The following is a 20,232-nucleotide window of genomic DNA, read 5'->3' as shown; positions in this document are numbered from 1 at the left end:
CGGACGGCCGGTCGCCGGACGGGCGGCGACCGGCCGGGACCGGTCAGTCGCGGTCGAGGACGGCGCCGAGGATCCAGGTGACGATGCCGACGAAGAGCGCGCCCAGCACCGCGGCCGGCCAGAACCCGTCCACGTGGAAGGGCAGTCCGGCCTCGCCGGCGATCCAACTGGTGAGCAGGAAGAGCAGACCGTTGACCACCAGCGCGATCAGGCCGAGGGTGAGCAGGTAGAAGCCGCAGCCCACGGTCTTGATGATCGGCTGGAGGACCGCGTTCACCACGCCGAAGATCACCGCGACGAGCAGCAGCGTGGTCACCGTCTCGGTGACCGACCCGGAGTGCAGGGAGATGCCCGGAATGAGCAGCGTGGCGAGCCAGAAGGCCACCGCCGTCGTGACCACCCGGATCAGAAGACCCTTCAGAAAATCCATGGCCGGGATCGTGCCACGCCGGTTCCGCCCGCGGAACCCGTGCCGACGGCTCAGCGCCGGGTCGGGCGACCGACCAGTTGCGACTCGACCGGCGTGGGCGAGAGCAGCGCCCACCGCAGCGCCCGCCGGTTGACCACCGCCACCATGTCGTCGCGGATCCGGGTGAGCCAGTCGGCGGAGGCGCCGAGACCGAGCGCCGTGCCGGCCAGCGCCGCCTCGGCCGGGTCGAGCGGTTGCAGGACGGCCAGGTCGGCGCGGGCCAGCGCCGGTGCGTCCGCCGGGGTCAGCTCGTCGCGGACCACCAGCACGGACTGCCAGGCCGTCGTCGGACCGGCCTCCGGCGGCACCGGGCCGGCGTCGACCACCAGCAGCAGCGGCCGCAACGGCGAACCGGGTGGGCCGCCGACCGGCCGCCCGGGCGGGACCAGCGGCACCGGCGCCCCGACCCCCCGGACGAACGCCTCCCAGGCCCTCGGCCGGGCGGTCTGTACCGCCACCCGCGCGCCGAGCGCCAACGCCCGCAGCACGATCAGTTGCGCGGCCGGCACCCCGCCGACCAGCAGCACCCGGGTGGTCGCCGGCCGGAACAGCCGGACCGTGAGCGGGCCGCCACGCCGGTTGGCGCCCACCATCAGCCCGGACCCGCCGACCGGCAGGTCCGGCGCGGTCGGCGGGGAGCCGGCCGGAGGCGCGCCCGCCCCGGTCGCCGCCAGCGGCAGGGTGGCGGCCAGCCCGGTCAGGTGCTCGCCGTCGAGGCGGCGCAGCTCCACTCCCGCGTCGGCGGCCACCCGGCCCAGCGCCCGCTCGGCCGCGGCCAGCTCCGCCGCGCTCCCGGCGGCCACCCGGACGGTCAGCTCGGCCGGGGCCGGCGCGGCGCCGACGCGGGGTCCGACGACGAGCGCGACGGTGCTGGCGGTGGCCGGCACCGCCAGCAACCGGGGCACCAGCGAGCGAACGGCCTCACCCCGAGGGTCCGGCCAGCGGCGCAGCCGCCAGGTGGCCTGCGGCAACCCGCCCACGGTGAGCATCGACCAGGTCTCCCGCGCCGGCGCGCCGGCGTCGTGGTGCGCCAGCTCGGCGATCACCCGCAGCGCCGCCGGCACGCCCAGCGGGCGGCCGGTGAGCGGGCCGAGCCGGCGGACGATCCGCCGGACCGTGCCGGCGAGCGCCCGCAGCAGCTCGTCGTCCGGCCAACCGTCGGCCCGTACCGCCCGGACCGCCAGCACCACCCGGGCGCGCCCGGCCAGCCGCCCGTCGGTGAGTTGGCGGTAGGACGTGCCGGCCGGGCCGCCGGCGACGGCCGGCACGGGCGCCGGGGATGCCGAGAAGAGCAGTTGGAGCCGGACCGGAGGGCTCTCCGGGCCGGCCGGGGGAAGCAGGTCGTGCGGCGCCGGCAGAGCCTGCGGGTGGTCGCCGAGCAGATCGTCCGGATCGCCGATCTCCAGCAGCGCGGTCAGCCCGGCCTCGTCGTGCAGCACGGCGGCCGGGCCACCGGCCAGCTCCGCGGCGTGCACCACCGTGCCCGGCCCGACCAGCTCCAGCAGCGCCGCCGGATCGGCCGCCGCGGGGAGGGTGCGGCGACGACTGAGGTACGCCACGGCGACGGTCAGCCACTCGTGCCACCAGCGGCCCCGGAACCGGACCCACGCGGCGGGCAGCAGCAGCGCCGCGGTCAGCAGCGCGACCGCGGTGGGCACGACACCACGCCCCGCGGCGGCCACGAGCACGGCGGCCGCGACCTGCGTGGTCACCACCTGGCCGGCGCGCACCGCGGTGGCCGGTCGTCGCCTCCACTGTGGTGCCGACGCGGTCGCGGAGGTGGGCCGGTCGGTCGTGGTCGCGGTCACCACACCTCCTCGTCCGGCCCGCCGGGTGACGCCGCCGTGGCTCATCGTAGTGGCGTCGTTGTCCACAGGGGAGCCCCGGGGGGTAGCAGAACCGGACTGGGACGGCTACCGTCAGCGACGAAAATCGTCACGCGTGCGCCCGCCGTCCCCTCCCCTCCGGCGGCCGCGAGCGCCGCGCCGACGAGTCCACGGTGGTCACATCGGTGACCAGCCACGACCGAGGAGACGAGGTGACGTCCGGGATGTCCCAGACCCAGGCAGAAGCCGCGGTGATGCAGCAGACCGCCGCGAAGTTCGAGCAGGTCGACCAGTCGCTGCAAACCATGCTGAGCGGCCTGATGGCCGAGCTGGAGGTGCTGCAGCAGGCCTGGCGGGGCGCCGGTGGGCGCTCGTTCACGCAGGTCAAGCAGCAGTGGGCGCAGGACCAGGCGACCCTTCAGCGGGCGCTGCGCGAGACCGCCACCGCGATCCGCAGCGCCGGCCGGCACTACGACGTCTCCGACACCGAGGCCGCCGGCCGGGTGTCGGGCACCAACCGCGGCATCCAGCTGCCGCTCTAGAGCATCGGAAGGGACGGGACCATGGAGCACGGTGTGCTGGTCGTCAACTTCGCCGCCCTGCAACAGGCCGGCGCGGACATCCAACGGGCGCTGACCACCCTCGAGAGCCAACTCGCGCAGCTCGAACGCGACGCCGCACCGCTGGTGGCGAGCTGGAACGGCGAGGCGCGTGAGGCGTACGAGCAGCGGCAGTCCCGGTGGCGGGCCGCCTCCCAGGACATGCAGGCGATGCTGCGCGACATCAAGCTCGCCGTGGAGGACTCCGCGGCCGACTACCTCGACACCGAGAAGCGCAACGCCAACCTGTTCCACTGATCCGGGCGCGGCCCGGGTGCCCCACCCGGGCCGCCTCCGCCGGTCAGGCCGGGCCGGCCGGCCGCCAACGCCGACGTGCTCCCCGGGGCAGCACCACGGCCAGCAGCGCCACCAGCACCGCCACGCCACCTGTCACGCCGGCCACCAGCAGTGCCCGGTCCCGGGCCGTGTCGCGGCGGGACTGGCGGGTCACCGCGGCCGGGTCCGGCCGGTCGGCGGGCAGCGCGGCTCCGCCCCGGGGGCGGGCGTCCACCCCGCCGGGCGCCTCGATCACCGCGCGGTACGGGTTGAGCACCCCCGCGCCGTAGCCCTCGCCCCGCCCCGGCGCCGGGTCGGTCGCGGCCAGGATCCGGGCGTCGACCTCGGCCGCGCTCAGCCCTGGGCGATACTGCCGCAGCAGCGCCGCGGTGGCGGCCACGAACGGCGTGGCATAGCTGGTCCCCTCCGCCCGGTGGTGGCCCTGTCCGGGTGCGGCCATCAGCACCTCGCCGCCCGGCGCGACCAGGTCGACGTACGCGCCGGTCTGGGAGAAGGCGGCGCGCGAGCCGTCCGAGCCGATCGCACCCACCCCGAGCACCCCGTCGTAGGCCGCCGGGTAGGGCCGGGGATCGCCGTTGTCGTGCAGGTTGCCGGCGGCGGCCACCACCACCACGTCCCGCCGCACCGCGTACGCCACCGCGGCGCGTACGGCCGGGTCGTCCGCGTAGAGCACGACGGACAGGTTGAGCACGTCCGCGTCGTGGTCCACCGCCCAGCGGACGGCCCGGGCGAAGCCGGCCGCGTCGACCGTGCGTCCCGACTCCCGCCCCTCGACCACCTGCTGCTCGCTCACCCGGACCGGCAGGATGCGCGCGCCCGGCGCGAGCCCGCGGAACGCGACGCCCGGTCGTGGCGTGGCGACGATGATGCTCGCCACCCCGGTGCCGTGGCCGGCGCAGTCCCGGGTGCCGTCCCCGCCCGGGTCGAGGAAGTCCGCGCCCGCCAGCACCCGGCCGGCGAGTTGCGGGTGGGACCGGTCCACCCCCGAGTCGACCACCGCCACCACCACGCCGGCGCCGGTCGCGAGCGGGGCGAGCCGCTCCGGCGCGTACCGTTGCTGGGGCCATGGTTGCTCGGCCACCGGACGGGCCGGCGCGGGCGGCGCGGCGCAGCCGGACGGCGCGCGGGCCGCCGCCGGAGCGGCGGGCAGGCCGGTGGCGAGGAGGGTCGCCAGGGTGGCCAGGGCCGGACGCGCGAGGTGCCGAGCCATCGACGACCTCCGTAACGTGTCGACTCCGGAACGGGATGTTAGCGCCTCGCCGACGCCACGGTCGTCCGTCGATGGCCAGGCATTGTGATGTGGTTACCACCTTGTAGGTTGTAGGCGATGCCTGTGGCCTGTTCACGGAAGGAGAGGTGGCCGTGACCGGATGGGAGCCGGCCACCGAGGCCGAGGTGGCGATGCGGGACGCGCTGCACGCGCAGGACCAGCAACGATACTTCCGGGTGCTGACCCACGTCGATCTTGTGCTGCCGGTCGCCGGTGGCTCGACCGCCGGTTGGGGCACCTGGACCTCCGGTGGTCGGACGCACGTGCTGGCGTTCACCTCCGTCGCCGCGCTTCGCGCCAGCCTGGGGGAGAACGCCGGCGCCACGCGTCGCCTGTCGTACCCGGATCTGGCCGCCGGCTGGCCCAACCAGGAGTGGTGGCTGGCGGTCAACCCGGGCCTGCCGGTCGAGGGCTACCTGCCCGCCTGGTACGTCGCCCAGCTCGCCCGGGGTGACGTCCGGCTGCCCGGCCGGACCATGGGCGCGCGAGCCCGTCTGGAGCGGGTGGAGAGCGCCACCCGGGCCGCCCGCAACGGCGTCACCGGATCCGCCCGCGAGGATCCGCTCGTCCCGGCTCCCGCCGCCTCCGCGCCTCCGGTCCCGCCCGAGCCGATCGGCCGGGTGGCGGAGCCCGAGGAGCCGGCCACCGTGCCGATGCGGACCGTTCCGGTCCTGGGGCGCCGTGTCCCGGCCGCCTCGTCCCGCCGCCGCGAGCCGGCCACCGGTGACCGCGGCCGGGTCGCGCCCGGCGACGGCGCCGCCCCGGACGCGCTCGACGGCTGGCTCACCGACCTGCGTCGCCGGCCGGACGAGCCGGACCCGTTCGCGGCCGGCCGCACCGCACCGGCCGAGGAGGCGCCGGTGCCGCCGGCGCCACCACCGGCCCGGTCCTTCTTCGAGCCGACCTCCGGACGGTCCAGCCGACGGTCCTCGCCGCTGGACGCGCCCCGGCGCTCCGGCGACCGGGCGACCCCGCCGTCCCGGTTCGCCGGCGGCCAGCCGTTCCCACGGCGCCGGCCGCTCAACGAGCCGGTACGCGAGGACCCGACCCGGGCGTTCCAGGTGGGCGCGGACGAGCCGCCGCCGCCCCGGCCGGTCGAGGCGGCCACACCGTTCCAGCCGGCCCGCCCACCCGAGGACGTCACCCGCACGCTGCCCCGCCGGCACGCCGGCCCGGCCGTGCCCACGTCGGACGAGACGGCGCCGGCCGCCCCGGACCGGGACACCCCCGGCTGGCCCGTCCCGGACGCGCCGGTGGAGGCGGAGGAACTGCCGCCGTCGATGGCCGAGCCGGTGTCCGCCCCGCCCGCGCCGCGTCGTGACTTCACGCCGATCGTCATCGAGGGCATCGTCGTCGAGGCCCGCGACCTGACCGAGCCGGTGCCGGCCTGGTCGCCACCGGCCGCGGACGAGTACGCCGCCCCGACGCTCGCGGACCCGCCGGCCGACCCGACCGTGCCGGACGAGGAGGCGACGGCCCCGCTCCCGCCGATGGCCGGGCCCGACGACCTGACCGTGCCACTCGCCCGGTCGGCCGCGTCCTCCGGCGAGCCGACGACGTCACTGTTCGCGCCGCGTTCTCCGGAGGAGGCGGCATCCCCCGCCGAGCCGACCACATCGCTGTTCGCGCCGGTCTCGTCGGAGGAGCCGACCTCGTCGTTCTTCGCGCCGGCGCCGGCGGAGTCGACCACGGCGCTGTCCGCGCCAACGTCGTCGGCGTCGGAGCGCGGTGGGTCGCTGTTCGACCCGGCCGCGTCCGTGGAGCCGCCCCCGTCGTCGTTCGCGTCCGCGCCGGAGCCGACCACGTCGTTGTTCGCGCCGGTGTCGCCGGAGGAGCCGGCCACCGTGTCGTTCACGTCGGCACCGGCTGCGTCGGAGGAGTCGACCACGGCGCTGTTCGCGTCGACGTCGTCGGCGTCGGAGCGGGGTGGGTCCCTGTTCGACCCGGCTGCGTCCGTGGGACCGACGACGGCGTTTGCCCCGGCGGCTTCGGTCGAGCCGACCACGTCGCTGTTCACCCCGGCGTCGTCGGAGGAGTCGACGACGGCGTTTGCCCCGGCGGCTTCGGTCGAGCCGGCCACGTCGTTGTTCGCGCCGGTGTCGCCGGAGGAGTCGGCCACCGTGTCGTTCGCGTCGGCGCCGGCGGCGTCGGAGGAGTCGACCACGGCGCTGTTCGGCCCGACGTCGTCGGTGGAGCCGACGACGGCGTTCGCCCCGGCGGCCTCGGCCGAGCCGACCACGTCGCGGTACGCGCCGGAGGAGCCGACGACCGCGCTGTTCACGCCGGTGCCGCCCGAGGAGCCCACCACGGCGCTGTTCGACTCGGCGTGGTCGGGAGAGCCTGCGGGGTCGGGCGAGCCGGCGGGGTCGGACCAGGCCGGGGAGACGGCGTACCGGCCCGGCGACGTCGAGCGGACCGGGGCCGAGCCGGCCACCGGAGGCACCGCGACCCCGGCGGACGATCCGGACTTCGAGCCGGCCAACGAGGTCGAGGAGGAGTTGCTGGCCGCTCTCGGCAGCGGGAACGCGGACGGCTTCCTCACCACCCTGCTGCTGGCCCGGGTGCTGCTGCCGGTCGCGTTCGACTCGGCGCCGGGCAGCCGCCCCGGTGACAAGGGTTTCTCCTGGCGCACCGAGACGGTCGACGGGGTGCGGTACGTGGTGGTCTACACGTCGCCGGAGCGGCTCGCCGAGCATGCCGACGGCCCGGTCGACACGATGCGGGTCAAGTTCGTCCAGCTCATCCGCCGGTGGCCGGACGAGAACTGGTCGTTCCTGGTGAACCCGGGCAGCCCGGTCGGTGCGGCGTACCCGGGGGAGCAGGTTCTCGCGCTGGCCAACTGGGCCGCCGAGGTGGGGCTCGGCGACGACCCGGAGACCGAGCCGGAGCCGGCCGCCTCCACGCCGGCCCCGAAGGCCCAGCCCCGGACGGACGCCCCGGCGACGCCGCCGAGCCGGCCGGTGACGATGCAGAAGGCGATCGCGGCGAGTCAGCTCGCCTACTACCTGGAGCGGGGCTACGACCGGGTCTCCGGGTTCGTGCACCGGGCCGGCGAGCTGGCCCACCTGCGTACCCCGGCGGAGTTGTTCGACGCCCTCGGCCTCGGCCATCCCGGTTCCCCGTTCTCCCCCGACGACGAGGAGTTCTACCTGCTGCGCTGGCCGGCCTACCGGCCGAGCCTCTACCGGATCCCGTACGGCGGGCAGAACGAGGCCGCGATGCGCGCGATGGAGGGTTGGGTGATCGAGCGGCCCCCGTTCCGCGGCAACGGCTTCGCGCCGGGGGAGAGCAGCGACGTGGTCGCCGAGTTCAAGGTGGACAGTGCGCGGCTGCCGCACGGCGCCGAGCTGTGGCGGGTCGGGGCGGACGGCGACGCCCGGCTGGTCGCGGTCCTGGACACCGACGCGCTGCTCTGGCGGAAGGCGGACGAGGCGTGACCCGCGACGGCTACGTGGCCCGCTGGCACGGCCGGGAGTACCAGGCCAGCCCGGACGGCGACGACGTCCGCCTCTACCAGCCGGAACCGGACGAGGGCTTCACCGAGGTACGCCCCGGCCGGTACGTCCGGGTGGTGCCGGCGGTCGAGGTGGACGACCTGGCGTACGTGCGGACCACCTGCACCTGGCAGGGGCAGCCGTTCATCGTGCTGGCCGAGCACGAGGGCTGGTTGCGGGTGGAGTACACCGGCGGGCGCTGGCCGGTGGCGGAGGCGATGGGGCTGGAGGCGTTCGACTTCGGCGTCTACCAGGGTTGGGCGCCCGCCACCGAGGTGGCCGGGTTGGGCGAGCAGCGGGTCTGAGTCAGGACTTCGCCCACCGCAGGATCTCGCCGAGCACCAGGTCGCGTGCCTCCACGTGCGGGAAGTGGCCGACCCCGTCGAGCAGCCGCCACTCGTACGGCGCGCTGACGTAGCGGCCGGAGCCCTGGGCGGTGCGGGGGAGCGACGCCTCATCCAGCGCGCCGTGCAGTTGCAGCGTCGGCGTGACCAGCGGCTTCTGCATCAGCTTCACGAACCGGTAGCCGTGCAGCCGCAGCACCGACCGGAACGCCCAGCGGTAGCCCTCCAGCGCGCAGAACGCGGCCTGCGGGATCTGCATCGCCACCCGGCAGCACCGGGCGTAGTCGGCGAAGTCCGGCCCGTCGACCCAGCGCGGCCCGCCCCACCGGCGCAGCATCTCCTCCACCTCGGCGGCGCCGTCCCGGGTCAGCATGTGCTCGTAGCGGGGGAGCTGGAACTTCAACGTCGCGGTGGCCGAGGCGAACTGGCCGCGCGGGTCGGCGACGATCGCGGTACGCAGCCGGAGCGGGTGCGGCGCGCCGAGCACCACGAGCCGGCGGACCAGCGTGGGGTGGAACGAAGCGGCGGTCCAGCCGATGAGGCCACCGGCGCCGGTGCCGACCACCGTGGCCGAGCGTTCACCGAGCGCCCGGATCAGGCCGGCCACGTCGGCGGCGAGCGTGTAGCCGTCGTACCCCCGGGGTGGCTTGTCGCTCGCGCCGTAACCGCGCAGGTCGACGGCGACCGCGCGGAAGCCGGCGTCGGCGAGCGCGGGGAGCATCTCGTGCCAGGCGTACCAGTATTCCGGGAAGCCGTGCAGGAGGAGCACCATCGGGCCGGTGCCCGCCTCGACGACGTGGAACCGGCTGCCGTTGGCGCCGACGAACCGGTGCGTCCACGGCCCTTCGGGCATCACGCAGGACTCGTCGGCGGCCCCGCCGCGCTGGTCGGTCATGGGGCTCAGCCTAGGGCCGGCGGTTCTCCGCCGGCCCCGCAGGTGCTCAGGATCAGGGATTTCTCCGGGATGCGCCGGGCTGCTCGGGACGCGAGCGCGGGGCCGGCGACGGCGTCGCCGGCCCCGCGTCGTGACGGTCAGCGGAGGTAGTTGCTGAACACCCGGTTGGCCACCGCGTCGCCGGTCGCCAGGCCGGCGTCGGCGTCCCACCGGTAGTGCACGCCCAGCCAGAGCCGGCTGAGGGCGTTCTCGTTGGCGGCGGCGGAGAAGGAGGTGAAGGTGCGCTGCACCCCGGACGCCTTGGGGTCCTCGGTGGTGGCGGTGAAGGTGACCGCGTCGGTGCCGTAGAACCGCTTCATGACGCCTGCCCAGGCCCCGGCGAAGGTGGCGTGACCGGAGATGTACGCCGGGAAGTTGGGCGAGAAGTGGGTGCCGTCGGCGGCCGTGGAGAGCGGCTCCCACGCCTTGTTGGGCGTGGTGGCGGCGTTGCCGTCGCTCTGCGGCTCCTCGATCGCGGTGTCCGGGCGCCACAGGTCGATGGTGGTCTCGTACTTGGCGTCCCAGGCCGCGATCGAGGCGTCCGCCATGGCCATGGCGACCAGGGCGAAGAGTCGGCTCGTCGCGGCGGTGCCCTTGGCCTTGGCGATGATCTGGGTGTGCTCGAAGAGCTGGCCCGGGGGCTTGTAGGTGCCGTTGAGGTCGTTGGCCCAGAAGAAGGCCGCCTGGGTCTGGTCGGCGGTGCGGAGCGTGCTGGTGGACCCGCCGTAGTTCCGCACCTCGTTGACCTGGGTCGCGTACGTGGAACTGGTCAGCATCGAGGTGATGGTGGTGAAGCCGCCGGGGAGCGAGGGGCGGAACTGCGAGGAGGAGGTCAGCGCGAACGGCGTGACCCGGCCCCAGTTCGGGCTGGCCGCGACCGTGCCGGCCTCGGTGGGCCGCCACTGCCCGGCGGCGATGGTCGGGGTGTACGCGGTGTTGTTCCCGGAGCCGTCGTTCGCCCGGGCGTTGATCATGTTCTGTGCGGTGCCGTCGCCGACGCTCGTGCTCCATCCCTCGGGGCCCGGCTCGCCGATCGGCGGGAAGACGCGGGCGCCCTGGTAGTCGGCGGTGAAGTCGCGGGTCGGGAAGACCGCCCGCAGCACCTTGACGGCGGCCGCGTCGACGTTCATGTCGAGGTCGTAGCTCCAGTTCGGGAGCCGGCTCACCTTGCCCAGGTAGGCGCTCTGGGTGCCGGACAGCGAGGCGGTGGCGTCCCACATCGCGAGGTGCATCATCGCCCCGGCCCGGGCCAGGACGGTCGGCGGGCCGCCCACGGCCCGGTAGGTCTTGAGCAGGACGTCGTTCCAGTAGATCGTGTGGTCGAAGCCGGGTGACACGGCAGCGGCCGGGGACTGCACGGCGACCAGCCCACCGATCGCGGTGACGGCGGTGAGCGCGATTGCGGCAAGTCGCCGCAGGGGTGTCCTTCGCAAGGTGATCCTTCCCCGTTCCGGGTCCCTCTGTAGAGGGTGTGCCGGTGGAAGTTCCATCGACATGCACCGATCATGTCGTCGGCTCGCGCGGCGCGGCAGGGCGGAGTGGCCCGCGGTCCGCAAGTTGCAAGATCAGATCCAGCCGCGGCGGACCGCCGCGATGCCGAGGGTCATCCGGTTGACCGCGCCGAGCTGCTCCTCGAGCATCTCGAAGTGCCGCCGCACCCACCGGGTGCTGCGGCCCAGGCTGCGGGCGATCGACTCGTCCTTGGCGCCCACCGCGGCCAGCCGGAGGATCTCAAGCTGCACCTCGGACGGCTGGTCGGCGTCCGGCGGGGCGTCCAGCGCCGTCCGACCGGGGTCGACCGGGAGCGCCCGGACCCAGGCCCCGTCGAAGTGCTGGCGCGCCAACTCCACCAGCTCGGCGCGGCGGAGCAGCAGACCGACCGGACCCGCCGGCTGCCGCAGCGAGAGCAGCGCGACCCCGTCGGCGAGCTGCATCGTGGTGACCAGGAGGGGCAGCACCCGGAAGCGGTGACCGGAGCGGCCCGCCCGGGTCACCGCGTCCCGGTAGTCCGCCGCCTCCAGCCGCGTACGCGCCGCGACGCCCCGGTGCCCGGCGTCGCCCGGCGCGGGCATCGGATGCTCCGGCGCGGCGCCGCCGGACGGCTCGCCGTGCAGGAGCCGGCAACCTGCCGCCTCCCGCTCGCAGAGCCGGCCCGAGAGCCGACGGAACTCCGGGTCGTCCGCCACCACGTCGATGCCCGGCTCACTGGGCTGTGCCCCCTCGCCGAGCCGACTGATCCACCACTGCAACTCGCTGCTCGCCTCGGCGAGGTGGCTCTGCGCCCGGTGCAGATCGTGTTGGCTGGTGGAGATCGAACGGCGCAGCTCGTCGAGAACGGACGCGTGCCGGTCGCTGACCGCTCTCGCGGTGGGACGGAAAGTCTCTCGATGGACGTCGTCGGACAGCAGCTCTCCAGACATGGTGCCCCCCGTTGCCACGCGGCTGCCCGGGAGCCATGGCGGTCGCCCGACCCGACCGGCAGCCACGCAGTGACGATCGTCGTTGCTTCCGCAGGTCGGGTCAATCGTCCGTACCTCCCTTGACCGGAGGACGGACGTGTGCTGTCGGGAGTCAGTCGGTCACGATCCGCATCGGCACGCCGGGGCCGCAGTCGACGGCGGAGTCACCGGGGGCCAGGCGCAGCGAGACGAACGCGCCTTCGCGCAGCTCGCCGGCGTCCGGGCCGTGCAGCGCGTACTCCCGGCCGTTCTCGTCCACCAGGCCGTAGCAGGGACCGGTGCCACCCCGGGTGATCCAGCCGGCCACCACGCCGGCCGGACGGGCGTCGGTGGGCTTCTTCGGCGGCCCGGCAGGCCGGCGCGGGATCGGCGGCCGGGTGGCGGAGAGCGGGGTGGGGCGACCGGCCGGTGCGGCCGGTGAGCCGGAGGCCGCCGGCCCGGGCGATGCGGGCGTGGACGCGGCCGGGCCCGACGGCGCGGGCGTGGACGCGGCGGGGGACACCTGCTCGTCTCGGGGCATCGGGTCTCCGGTTGAGGCGCAGCCCGCGAGCGCGGCGACGAGAGTCGTCGCCAGGGCGGTCCGTAGGGCGGTGCGAGGGGTCACGAGGGTCCGACGCGGGGCGGCGCCCGCTGGTTCCCCCGGAACGGGGCGAGGCCCGGGCGGTGGAACCGCCCGGGCCTCGCTGTGGTGCGACGATCCGTGGATCAGGAGATGCGGATCTTCATCGAGGTGCCGTTCTGCTCGACCACGCGGATCTTGACCCCGTTGTTCGGGACCTTGACACCGTGGTTCGGCAGCTCGGCGAACCAGTACTGCTTGCTGTCGTCGAACACCGGAGCAGCGGCCTGACCGCGGATGTACTGCGGCTGGCTGTTGATGTGCAGGGTGAACGAGTCGGCCTTCTTCAGGCTGAACGGCGCGTCGTAGACCTGGACGCGGGCCCGCCAGGGCTGCCCGGTCAGGTTGTAGAGCGGCCGCGGACGCGAGTCGATGTACAGGTTCCGACCCTCACCCGGGTGACCACCCGGGTTGGTCGCCGACGCCGGAGCGGTGTTGTTGTCCGCCCAACGCAGGTTCCAGTACGAGATCAGCAGACCCTCCTGGTACGCGTAGTGGTCCACGTAGTCCGGGCGGGTGTTCGCGTAGCCGAAGAAGTACGGGCCGGTCTTCAGGTACTTGTCGTACGAGACGTAGGACCGGTTGCCCGCGATGTAGTAGTTGTCGAACTTGCGGGTGTAGGTCTCCTCGACGATGCCGAAGCCACCCGCCAGGGTCCAGCCGTTGGTGCCGGCCTCGGCGCCGTCGGCGAGAACGGTCTGACCGTCGGCGGTCACGGTGATGGCGTCACCGTAGAAGCCGCCGGAGGACACACCGCCGTCCGTCTGGTAGCGCAGCCGGAACTGCACGACCTTGCCGGCCGCCGCGTCCATCGGGATGTTGACGTCGACCCAGTTGCCCCTGCTGCTGCCGTCGAGGGCGAAGCGGCCGGGGGAGATCTCCTTCAGCGGCCGACCGTCGACGGTGCCGGGCAGGCTCACCCAGCTGCTACCGCCGTCGAGCGACGCCTCGAAGAACATGTAGTCGAAGCCGGTCTCGATGTTGTACCGGCCCTTCATGGTGAGAGCGGCCGTCGACTTCCCGGTGAAGTCCAGGGTCCGGGTCATCGAGCTGTTCAGGTCGTCCGCGTTACCGGAGAAGTACTGCTTCGTACCCTCGAACGGCTTGCCGTTCTGGAACGTGTACTCCCGCTGCGGCAGCACCACGACGGCAGCCTGCGCCTTGGACGAGTTGTACTCCTGCGGCCCCAGGTTCAGGGTGCGCTTCTGACCGGCGACGACCGTCTCGTAGTCGAGCCAGCCGAGCTGGAGCTTGTTCCACGCGCCCAGGTCACCACCGCGGTCACCGATGCCGGCGTCGTTCTTGGCGCCGAGCCGGCTCTGGGCCATCAGGGTCCAGTGCTCGTTGTTGTTGTCGGCGCTGGTGCCCACGTTGTAGTCGTCCGGCAGACCGAGGTCGTGACCGTACTCGTGGTAGAAGACGCTCCGGCCACCGTTCTCCGGCTGGATCGTGTAGTCGCCGATCCAGACGCCGGTGTTGCCGATCTGCGTGCCACCGGCCGGGAAGTCGGCCGGACCGGTGTTGCCCTGGTCGCTGGCGTACGCGTACCAGCGGTGGCTCCAGATGGCGTCCTCACCCTGGATCGGGTCACCGTCGGCCTGGTCGCCGCCGGCGTGGACGATCTGGAAGTGGTCGATGTAGCCGTCGGGCTCGTTGAAGTTGCCGTCGCCGTCGTAGTCGTAACGGTCGTACTCGTCCATCGACTTGACGTCCGCGGCGATCTGCGCGTCCGTCCGGCCCTGCTTCTTCTGGTCGGCGACCCACTGGTTCGCGGCGTCCCGGACCAGGTCCCAGGTGTTGCTGCAGACATTGCTGTCGCAGACCGCCGGGTCGCCGGTCGGGTCGTCGTCGGCCTTCGGGTCGTCGGAGCGCCCGTACCGGGCCTCGTTGTACTTGACCTTGACCCAGTTGGTGACCTCGCCCTCGACGCTGTACCGACCCGAGGACTGGGCCTCGTAGTACTGCTTCAGCGACTCGTCACCCGGCTTGGTGCCGAAGTACAGCTGCCGGTAGTGCTCGGCGCTGTAGTCCGGCTGCCAGACCGTGGAGTTGTCCACCGCCCGGTTGGGCTGGGGGATCTGGTTGACGCGCGGCCCGTCGAACTTGGTCGGACCCGCGGTGTTCGGGTCGGTGTCCTTGTCCGGGAAATCCGGGTGCCGCTCGTCGCCGAACTCCGCGAGGATGACGAAGATCTTGTCGGTCCGCTCGCGGGAGAGCTCGACGTACTGGTCCTTGGTCGGACCCTTGCCGGCCTTGGTGCTCCGGGCGGCCTTGCCCGCCGAGGCACCCTCGGCAGCCGTCTCGCCAACCTTGACGACCGTGCTGCCGTTGATCTTCTGGGCCTTCGCCCTGCCGGACAGAACCTCGCTGAGGCCTTCCTGGCGCAGCGCGCGCCGCTTGTCCTCGAGCGGGTTGGGCAGGTCGTGTTCAGCCTGCGCAGGCTCGGCCACCGACGGAGCGGTGGTCGGCAGCTTCGGCGTCGGCGCGGCACTGGCGGACGTACCTGCCATCAGCCCCGTCGCGGTCAGCGAAAGCCCGAGCAGACCCACTGCGACTTTGCGCACGTGGTACCTCCGGTGTGAGGGAACCGGCCCTTGGGGGTACGGGCCGGTGGAACGTCCCACAAGTGGGACCCTTGGTGAACATAGACACTGCCGGGACCGGTGGGAAGATGCGCGCGTCGATTTGTGGCAACTTTTTGTTGGCGGCGTCTTTCCCCGTCACACCCCGGCCGATCGGCGGGGCGCTGACCAGCGCCGATGTCCGTTCGGCCGATTCCAACGACACCTGTGGATATGCGGAAGGGTCGGGAGCGATGCCGCTCCCGACCCTTCCCTTCATCCGGACCGTTCAGCCCATTTTTCCGGGCATTCCGGTTCCGGTTTAGCGTTGTTGATCAGTTCTTCGGCGGGACCACGAACACCGTGGCGTACGCGTTGTCCTTCGCCGCCTTCAGGATGACGATCGAGGTGCCGTACGCGACACCCGCGTCCCGCGGGTTGCCGGTGCCCAGCACGATCGCGCCGCCACCCAACTCGGTGCCGTACCAGTCGGTCGCCGGGCTGCCGTCCGGGTTCACCACCCGGGTGGTGTACTTCTGGTTGCCCTTCGACGGGACGACCACCGAGGCGTCGTTGTCCCGCGCGTACGCGGCGCCGTCGCGGATCTCGATGCCCGGGTACCAGCCCTTGGCGTCGGTGAAGGCCCGCACCGGCGCCTGGGCGCCGAACTTCGTGCAGTACTCGCTGTACGGCTCGTCCGACGCCTCCAGGCACTCCTTGAACGGGTACGTCTTCGTCAACCCGAACGCGGCGTTGGACGACTGCGGGCGGCTGGGCAGGTTCTTCAGCACCGACGGGTCCTTCGCCGCCGCCTCGCCCGTGCGGCGCAGCGGGTCGTTGTGCGAGTCGACGATCAGCAGCCCGCCCTTGGCGCCGTAGCTGGGCAGCGCGGTCATCTGCCCGGTGACGTGGTTGACGTCGCCGAGCTCGGTGTCCCGGTACCACACCAGCATGCCCGGCGCGTTGTAGGAGATCCGGTCGACCTTCCACGCCTCGTGCGAGTAGACGGTGTCGTAGGTGTACTTCAGGCCCTTGTCGAAGCCGTCGAAGTTGCGCCACTCGGCCAGGTAGTAGTGCGACTTGACCTGGGTGCCCGAGTCGGTGTGCCAGCCGGCGCCGCTGGTGTCGGTGAACGTGCCGCCGGTCTGGGTCCAGCCGGCCGCCCCGCCCTCGACGTCGTCGCTCCACGTGGTGGCGCCGCCGCCGGTCACCGAGAAGTCGTCGGCGAACCAGCCGCGCTCCTGGAACGCCTCGTCGGTGGCGTACCGCAGCCGCACCTGCACGGTCTGCCCGGCGTACGGCGACAGGTCCACGTAGTCGTGGCGCCAGCCGTCGGTGCTGCCGGTCAGGCCGTACTTCTTGTTGCCGAAGTCGACCATCCGCCCGTTCGGGTCGGCGTAGCCGTCGTCGGTGGAGACCAGCGCGCCGGACTCGTCGTACACCTTGCGCTCGGTCCAGGTGGCGCCGCCGTCGGTGGAGACCTCGACGAAGCCGTAGTCCCAGTCCTCCTCGATGACGTAGTCGTTCCACATCCAGAACTTCGCGTCGGCGGCGTTCGGGACGGTCACCGTGCGGCTCAGCTTGACGTCCGCCCACGCCTGGTCGGCGCCGGAGTACCACATGTTCGCGCCGCTGTGCGGCTCGGCCAGCGTGATCACCTTGTCCGGCAGGTCGATCTTGATGCCGTCCTCGGTGCCGACCGGCGTACGCGAGGTCTGCCCGAGCTTGACCAGCTTGGCCCGGTCACCCGGCCCGAAGGTCTTCGGCTCGGCCCAGCCGAGCACCCACTTGTCCCAGAGGCCCATGTGGGTGGGGAGCGCCTGGAAGATCTCGCCGGAGTGCGAGCCGGACGCCATCAGGTCCCAGAAGTCCACGTCGGAGTCGGCGTTGCCCGAGGTGTCGTAGAGGTCCGGCAGGCCGAGGTCGTGCCCGAACTCGTGGGCGAAGACGCCGACGCCGGCGTCCTCCGGCTGCACGATGTAGTTCGACACCTTCAGGTTGGTGCCGGGGATCGTGTAGCCGCCGGCCACGGTGGACGAGTGCGCCCAGACCGAGTAGACGCCGACGTCGCCGCCACCGCGGGACTTGCCCTGGTTGGCGTGCACCAGCACCAGGTGGTCGATCACGCCGTCCGGCTCGTGGAAGTTGCCGTCGCCGTCGCGGTCGCTCTGGTCCTCGATGTCGTAGTCGGCCCACGGGAAGCTCGGGTCGGCGGCGGCCAGCGCGTCGATCGCGTCGGTGGCGAGCCGGCCCGCGCCCTGCGGGTTGTCCGGGTGGCCGTTCATCGACTGCTCACGCCCGGCGACCCAGTTGCCGTTCTCGTCCTGGAAGCAGCGCGACGCCGCGTACCAGCCCTCCGAGTGCGGGACCGTGATCCACGGGCTGGCCTGCCCGTCCACGGTGTACGCGCCCTTGGACATCTCCAGGTACATGTTGTGCATGGTCCGCCCGGCCAGGCTGATGCCCGGCTTGCCGTCCGGCCCCTTGAGGTCCTTGCGGACCCGCTCCGTGATGCCCTTCTTGGTGTAGAGCATCTTGTCGTAGTGGGCCGGGGAGAAGTCCGGCACCCACATCGAGTTGTTGTCCTTGTGCGGCAGGGTGGCCGGGTTCGGGATGGTGTTGTGCCGCGGCCCGTTCTGCACCGTGCCGGGAACGCAGGTGCGGTCCTCGAAGACCGTCTTCGGGACCATCACGTTGGTGAAGTCGTCGTTGGCCTTGTCGTTGAACTCGACCAGCAGCGTCAGCAGCTTGGCGGTCTGGGTGCTCTTGGCCTTCTTGATCTTTCGCGGGCTCTGCCCGGTCCGGATCGACTTGGCCTCCAGCTTGGCCAGCTCACGCGCCGTGGCCGGGTTGCCGCCGGCGTACTTGCGGTCGTAGGCGCGGGCCTCGTCGGCCGGGGAGGAGAAGACCCCGTCCCTACCCTTGGTCTCCTTGCCGCCGGTGTCCGGCTGCACCTCGGGCTCGGCGTAGTTGATGTAGTACTCGTCCGCCGCGATGGTCGCCGGTGCGGGCCGGGACGGCTGGGCCGCCGCGCTGCCCGTCGCGGTCAGCGACGTGGCCGCGAGGGCGATGGCGGGCAGCGCGACGAGTAGTCGTCTGCCCGCCTTGGACTGCGAAATGGGGAGCATGCCACTCCGATCGTCGGGAATGGTGAGGGACCGGTCGACTCAGTGACACCTGTCGAAATCCGCCGGTTGCGGCTGAAGGTAGTCGACTCGGCGCGCCATCGACAGGGGTGAACAGGCCAGTGCGCCTCGGCCGATCGACCGGCATGATCTTCGCGTACGACGAGGGGGCGGGCCGCCGCGCGACCCGCCCCCCGGTTACCGCCCTGGTCAGTCCTCGTCGGACCGGCCCCCGCCCATCCCGGAGGAGATCAGGTCCATCACCGAGGAGTCCTGGAGCGTGGTCACGTCCCCGAGCGACCGGTTCTCCGCCACGTCCCGCAGCAGTCGTCGCATGATCTTGCCGGAGCGGGTCTTCGGCAGCTCCGGCACCAGCATGATCTGCCGCGGCTTGGCGATCGGGCCGAGCGTCTTCGCCACGTGGTTGCGCAGCTCGGCGATGAGCTGCTCGCCCGCGTCGCCGGAGATCTCCGCGCTGCCGCGCGGGATGGCGAACGCCACGATCGCCTGCCCGGTCGTCGGGTCGGTCGCGCCCACCACCGCCGCCTCCGCCACCGACGGGTGGCTGACCAGCGCCGACTCGACCTCCGTGGTGGAGATGTTGTGCCCGGACACCAGCATCACGTCGTCGACCCGGCCGAGCAGCCAGATGTGCCCGTCGTCGTCCTTCTTGGCGCCGTCGCCGGCGAAGTAGACCCACTTGTCGCCGGCGTTCGCGCCCGCGCCGAACCGCGACCAGTAGGTCTCCAGGAACCGGCTGTCGTCGCCCCAGATGGTGCGCAGCATCGACGGCCACGGCTCGGTCAGCACCAGGTAGCCACCGCCGCCGTTCGGCACCGACTCGCCCTGGTCGTCGACCACGTCGGCGGCGATGCCGGGCAACGGCGCCATCGCCGAACCGGGCTTCGCCTCGGTCACGCCCGGCAACGGCGAGATCATCATCGCCCCGGTCTCGGTCTGCCACCAGGTGTCGACCACCGGCAGCTCACCCCGGCCCACGTACTGCCGGTACCAGATCCACGCCTCCGGGTTGATCGGCTCGCCGACGCTGCCGAGCAGGCGCAGCGACGACAGGTCGTAGCCGGCCGGGACGTCCTCACCCCACTTCATCATGGTGCGGATCAGCGTCGGCGCGGTGTAGAGGATGCTGACCTTGTACTTGTCGACGATCTCCCAGAACCGGCCCTTGTGCGGCGTGTCCGGGGTGCCCTCGTACATGATCTGGGTGGCGCCGTTGGAGAGCGGGCCGTAGACGATGTAGGAGTGGCCGGTCACCCAGCCGATGTCGGCCGTGCACCAGTAGACGTCGGTCTCCGGCTTCAGGTCGAAGACCGCGTGCGTGGTGTACGACGCCTGTGTCAGGTAGCCGCCGGTGGTGTGCAGGATGCCCTTCGGCCGGGCGGTGGTGCCGCTGGTGTAGAGGATGAACAGCGGGTGCTCGGCGTCGAACGGCTGCGCCTCGTGCTCCGGCGAGGCGTTCTCCACCGCCTCGTGCCACCAGTGGTCCTTCGCCGACCAGCCGACCTCCTCGCCGGTGCGGCGCACCACCAGCACGTGCTCCACCGACGGGCAGTTCGCCACCGCCTCGTCCACGGTCGGCTTCAGCGCCGACGGCTTGCCCCGGCGGAACCCGCCGTCCGCGGTGATCACCACCTTGGCGCTGGCGTCCTGGATCCGGTTGGTCAACGCGTCGGCGGAGAAGCCGCCGAACACCACGCTGTGGGTGGCGCCGATCCGGGCGCAGGCGAGCATCGCCACCGCCGCCTCCGGGATCATCGGCAGGTAGATCGCCACCCGGTCGCCGGCGGTCACGCCCAGCTCGGTCAACGCGTTCGCCGCCTGGCAGGTGAGCCGGTGCAGGTCGGCGTAGGTGACCGTGCGGGTGTCGCCCGGCTCGCCCTCCCAGTGGATCGCCACCTTGTCGCCGTGGCCCGCCTCCACGTGCCGGTCCACGCAGTTGTACGCCACGTTGAGCCGGCCACCGGTGAACCACTTCGCGAACGGGGCGTTCGACCAGTCGAGCACCTGCTCCCACGGCTGCGCCCAGGTCAGCCGGCCGGCCTGGCGCTCCCAGAAGGCGAGCCGGTCACCGGCCGCCTCGTCGTACGCCGCCGCGGTCACGTTGGCGTTGGCGGCGAGTTCGGCCGGTGGCGGGAACTGGCGCGTCTCGTTCAGCAGATTGGCCAATGCCTCGCTCATACGGTGACTCCTTCGTCGCGTGACCTGCGTCTCCCT

At 72.8% G+C, this 20,232-nt stretch carries 14 protein-coding genes; 4 read left to right on the top strand and 10 right to left on the bottom strand.

Translation table 11 applies throughout. The features are described 5' to 3' along the window. Positions 1–43: 43 nt before the first annotated feature. Positions 44–430 carry a phage holin family protein gene (locus H1D33_RS22145; protein WP_181571330.1) on the bottom strand — a complete coding sequence of 129 codons (387 nt, stop codon included), beginning with the start codon at positions 428–430 and terminating at the stop codon, positions 44–46. A 50-nt stretch (positions 431–480) separates the two neighbouring features. Then, positions 481–2,277, bottom strand: coding sequence for a type VII secretion protein EccE (gene eccE / locus H1D33_RS22140; RefSeq protein WP_246411929.1), 1,797 nt, complete (start codon positions 2,275–2,277; stop codon positions 481–483). 242 nt (positions 2,278–2,519) lie between these two features. Between eccE and H1D33_RS22135 the strand changes: the two genes are divergently transcribed. Both H1D33_RS22135 and H1D33_RS22130 read left to right on the top strand, forming a co-directional pair. Beyond that, a complete protein-coding gene (locus H1D33_RS22135; protein ID WP_181571332.1) occupies positions 2,520–2,837 on the top strand; it encodes a WXG100 family type VII secretion target in 318 nt (105 codons plus the stop codon). A gap of 21 nt (positions 2,838–2,858) precedes the next feature. Continuing rightward, positions 2,859–3,152 (top strand): WXG100 family type VII secretion target, encoded by a 294-nt coding sequence (locus H1D33_RS22130; protein WP_181571333.1) that lies wholly within the window; start codon positions 2,859–2,861, stop codon positions 3,150–3,152. A 43-nt stretch (positions 3,153–3,195) separates the two neighbouring features. Here the strand turns inward: H1D33_RS22130 and mycP are convergent, their stop codons facing one another. Next, the gene (gene mycP, locus H1D33_RS22125; RefSeq protein WP_181571334.1) at positions 3,196–4,401 is read right to left on the bottom strand and encodes a type VII secretion-associated serine protease mycosin; all 1,206 of its coding nucleotides are present in this window, start codon (positions 4,399–4,401) and stop codon (positions 3,196–3,198) included. Between the two features lie 152 nt (positions 4,402–4,553). Between mycP and H1D33_RS22120 the strand changes: the two genes are divergently transcribed. Both H1D33_RS22120 and H1D33_RS22115 read left to right on the top strand, forming a co-directional pair. Beyond that, complete coding sequence (locus tag H1D33_RS22120) at positions 4,554–7,898, top strand: SseB family protein (RefSeq protein WP_246411932.1); 3,345 nt, start codon at positions 4,554–4,556, stop codon at positions 7,896–7,898. Beyond that, positions 7,895–8,260 carry a hypothetical protein gene (locus H1D33_RS22115; protein ID WP_181571335.1) on the top strand — a complete coding sequence of 122 codons (366 nt, stop codon included), beginning with the start codon at positions 7,895–7,897 and terminating at the stop codon, positions 8,258–8,260. The genes H1D33_RS22120 and H1D33_RS22115 overlap by 4 nt, the downstream gene beginning before the upstream one ends. Position 8,261: 1 nt before the next feature. On the opposite strand, the gene H1D33_RS22110 is transcribed toward H1D33_RS22115, so the two are convergent. The 7 genes from H1D33_RS22110 to acs form a co-directional block, all read right to left on the bottom strand. Then, positions 8,262–9,194 (bottom strand): alpha/beta fold hydrolase, encoded by a 933-nt coding sequence (locus H1D33_RS22110; protein WP_181571336.1) that lies wholly within the window; start codon positions 9,192–9,194, stop codon positions 8,262–8,264. A 137-nt stretch (positions 9,195–9,331) separates the two neighbouring features. Continuing rightward, positions 9,332–10,666 carry a vanadium-dependent haloperoxidase gene (locus H1D33_RS22105; protein WP_181571337.1) on the bottom strand — a complete coding sequence of 445 codons (1,335 nt, stop codon included), beginning with the start codon at positions 10,664–10,666 and terminating at the stop codon, positions 9,332–9,334. 132 nt (positions 10,667–10,798) lie between these two features. Beyond that, positions 10,799–11,653: a helix-turn-helix transcriptional regulator gene (locus tag H1D33_RS22100; protein ID WP_181571338.1), complete on the bottom strand. Its 855-nt coding sequence runs from the start codon at positions 11,651–11,653 to the stop codon at positions 10,799–10,801. Positions 11,654–11,804: 151 nt separating this feature from the next. Continuing rightward, positions 11,805–12,212, bottom strand: a complete 408-nt coding sequence (locus H1D33_RS22095) for a hypothetical protein (RefSeq protein WP_246411934.1) — start codon at positions 12,210–12,212, stop codon at positions 11,805–11,807. A gap of 185 nt (positions 12,213–12,397) precedes the next feature. After that, positions 12,398–14,860 (bottom strand): immune inhibitor A domain-containing protein, encoded by a 2,463-nt coding sequence (locus H1D33_RS22090; protein ID WP_181572629.1) that lies wholly within the window; start codon positions 14,858–14,860, stop codon positions 12,398–12,400. Between the two features lie 347 nt (positions 14,861–15,207). Beyond that, complete coding sequence (locus H1D33_RS22085; protein WP_181571339.1) at positions 15,208–18,000, bottom strand: immune inhibitor A domain-containing protein; 2,793 nt, start codon at positions 17,998–18,000, stop codon at positions 15,208–15,210. Between the two features lie 207 nt (positions 18,001–18,207). Beyond that, complete coding sequence (gene acs / locus H1D33_RS22080) at positions 18,208–20,196, bottom strand: acetate--CoA ligase (RefSeq protein WP_181571340.1); 1,989 nt, start codon at positions 20,194–20,196, stop codon at positions 18,208–18,210. Positions 20,197–20,232: the final 36 nt, after the last annotated feature.

It is taken from the genome of Micromonospora ferruginea (assembly GCF_013694245.2).
Classification (GTDB): domain Bacteria; phylum Actinomycetota; class Actinomycetes; order Mycobacteriales; family Micromonosporaceae; genus Micromonospora; species Micromonospora robiginosa.
Note: the sequence above shows the minus strand (reverse complement) of the source record. Positions and strands in the feature narration are given on the sequence as shown.

Bases quoted from the DNA above. Each gene is read 5' to 3' on its own strand.
- H1D33_RS22145 (WP_181571330.1), bottom strand. From the start codon at position 430: ATGGATTTTCTGAAGGGTCTTCTGATCCGGGTGGTCACGACGGCGGTG.
- H1D33_RS22135 (WP_181571332.1), top strand. From the start codon at position 2,520: ATGTCCCAGACCCAGGCAGAAGCCGCGGTGATGCAGCAGACCGCCGCG.
- H1D33_RS22130 (WP_181571333.1), top strand. From the start codon at position 2,859: ATGGAGCACGGTGTGCTGGTCGTCAACTTCGCCGCCCTGCAACAGGCC.
- mycP (WP_181571334.1), bottom strand. From the start codon at position 4,401: ATGGCTCGGCACCTCGCGCGTCCGGCCCTGGCCACCCTGGCGACCCTC.
- H1D33_RS22110 (WP_181571336.1), bottom strand. From the start codon at position 9,194: ATGACCGACCAGCGCGGCGGGGCCGCCGACGAGTCCTGCGTGATGCCC.
- H1D33_RS22100 (WP_181571338.1), bottom strand. From the start codon at position 11,653: ATGTCTGGAGAGCTGCTGTCCGACGACGTCCATCGAGAGACTTTCCGT.
- H1D33_RS22095 (WP_246411934.1), bottom strand. From the start codon at position 12,212: ATGCCCCGAGACGAGCAGGTGTCCCCCGCCGCGTCCACGCCCGCGCCG.
- H1D33_RS22085 (WP_181571339.1), bottom strand. From the start codon at position 18,000: ATGCTCCCCATTTCGCAGTCCAAGGCGGGCAGACGACTACTCGTCGCG.
- acs (WP_181571340.1), bottom strand. From the start codon at position 20,196: ATGAGCGAGGCATTGGCCAATCTGCTGAACGAGACGCGCCAGTTCCCG.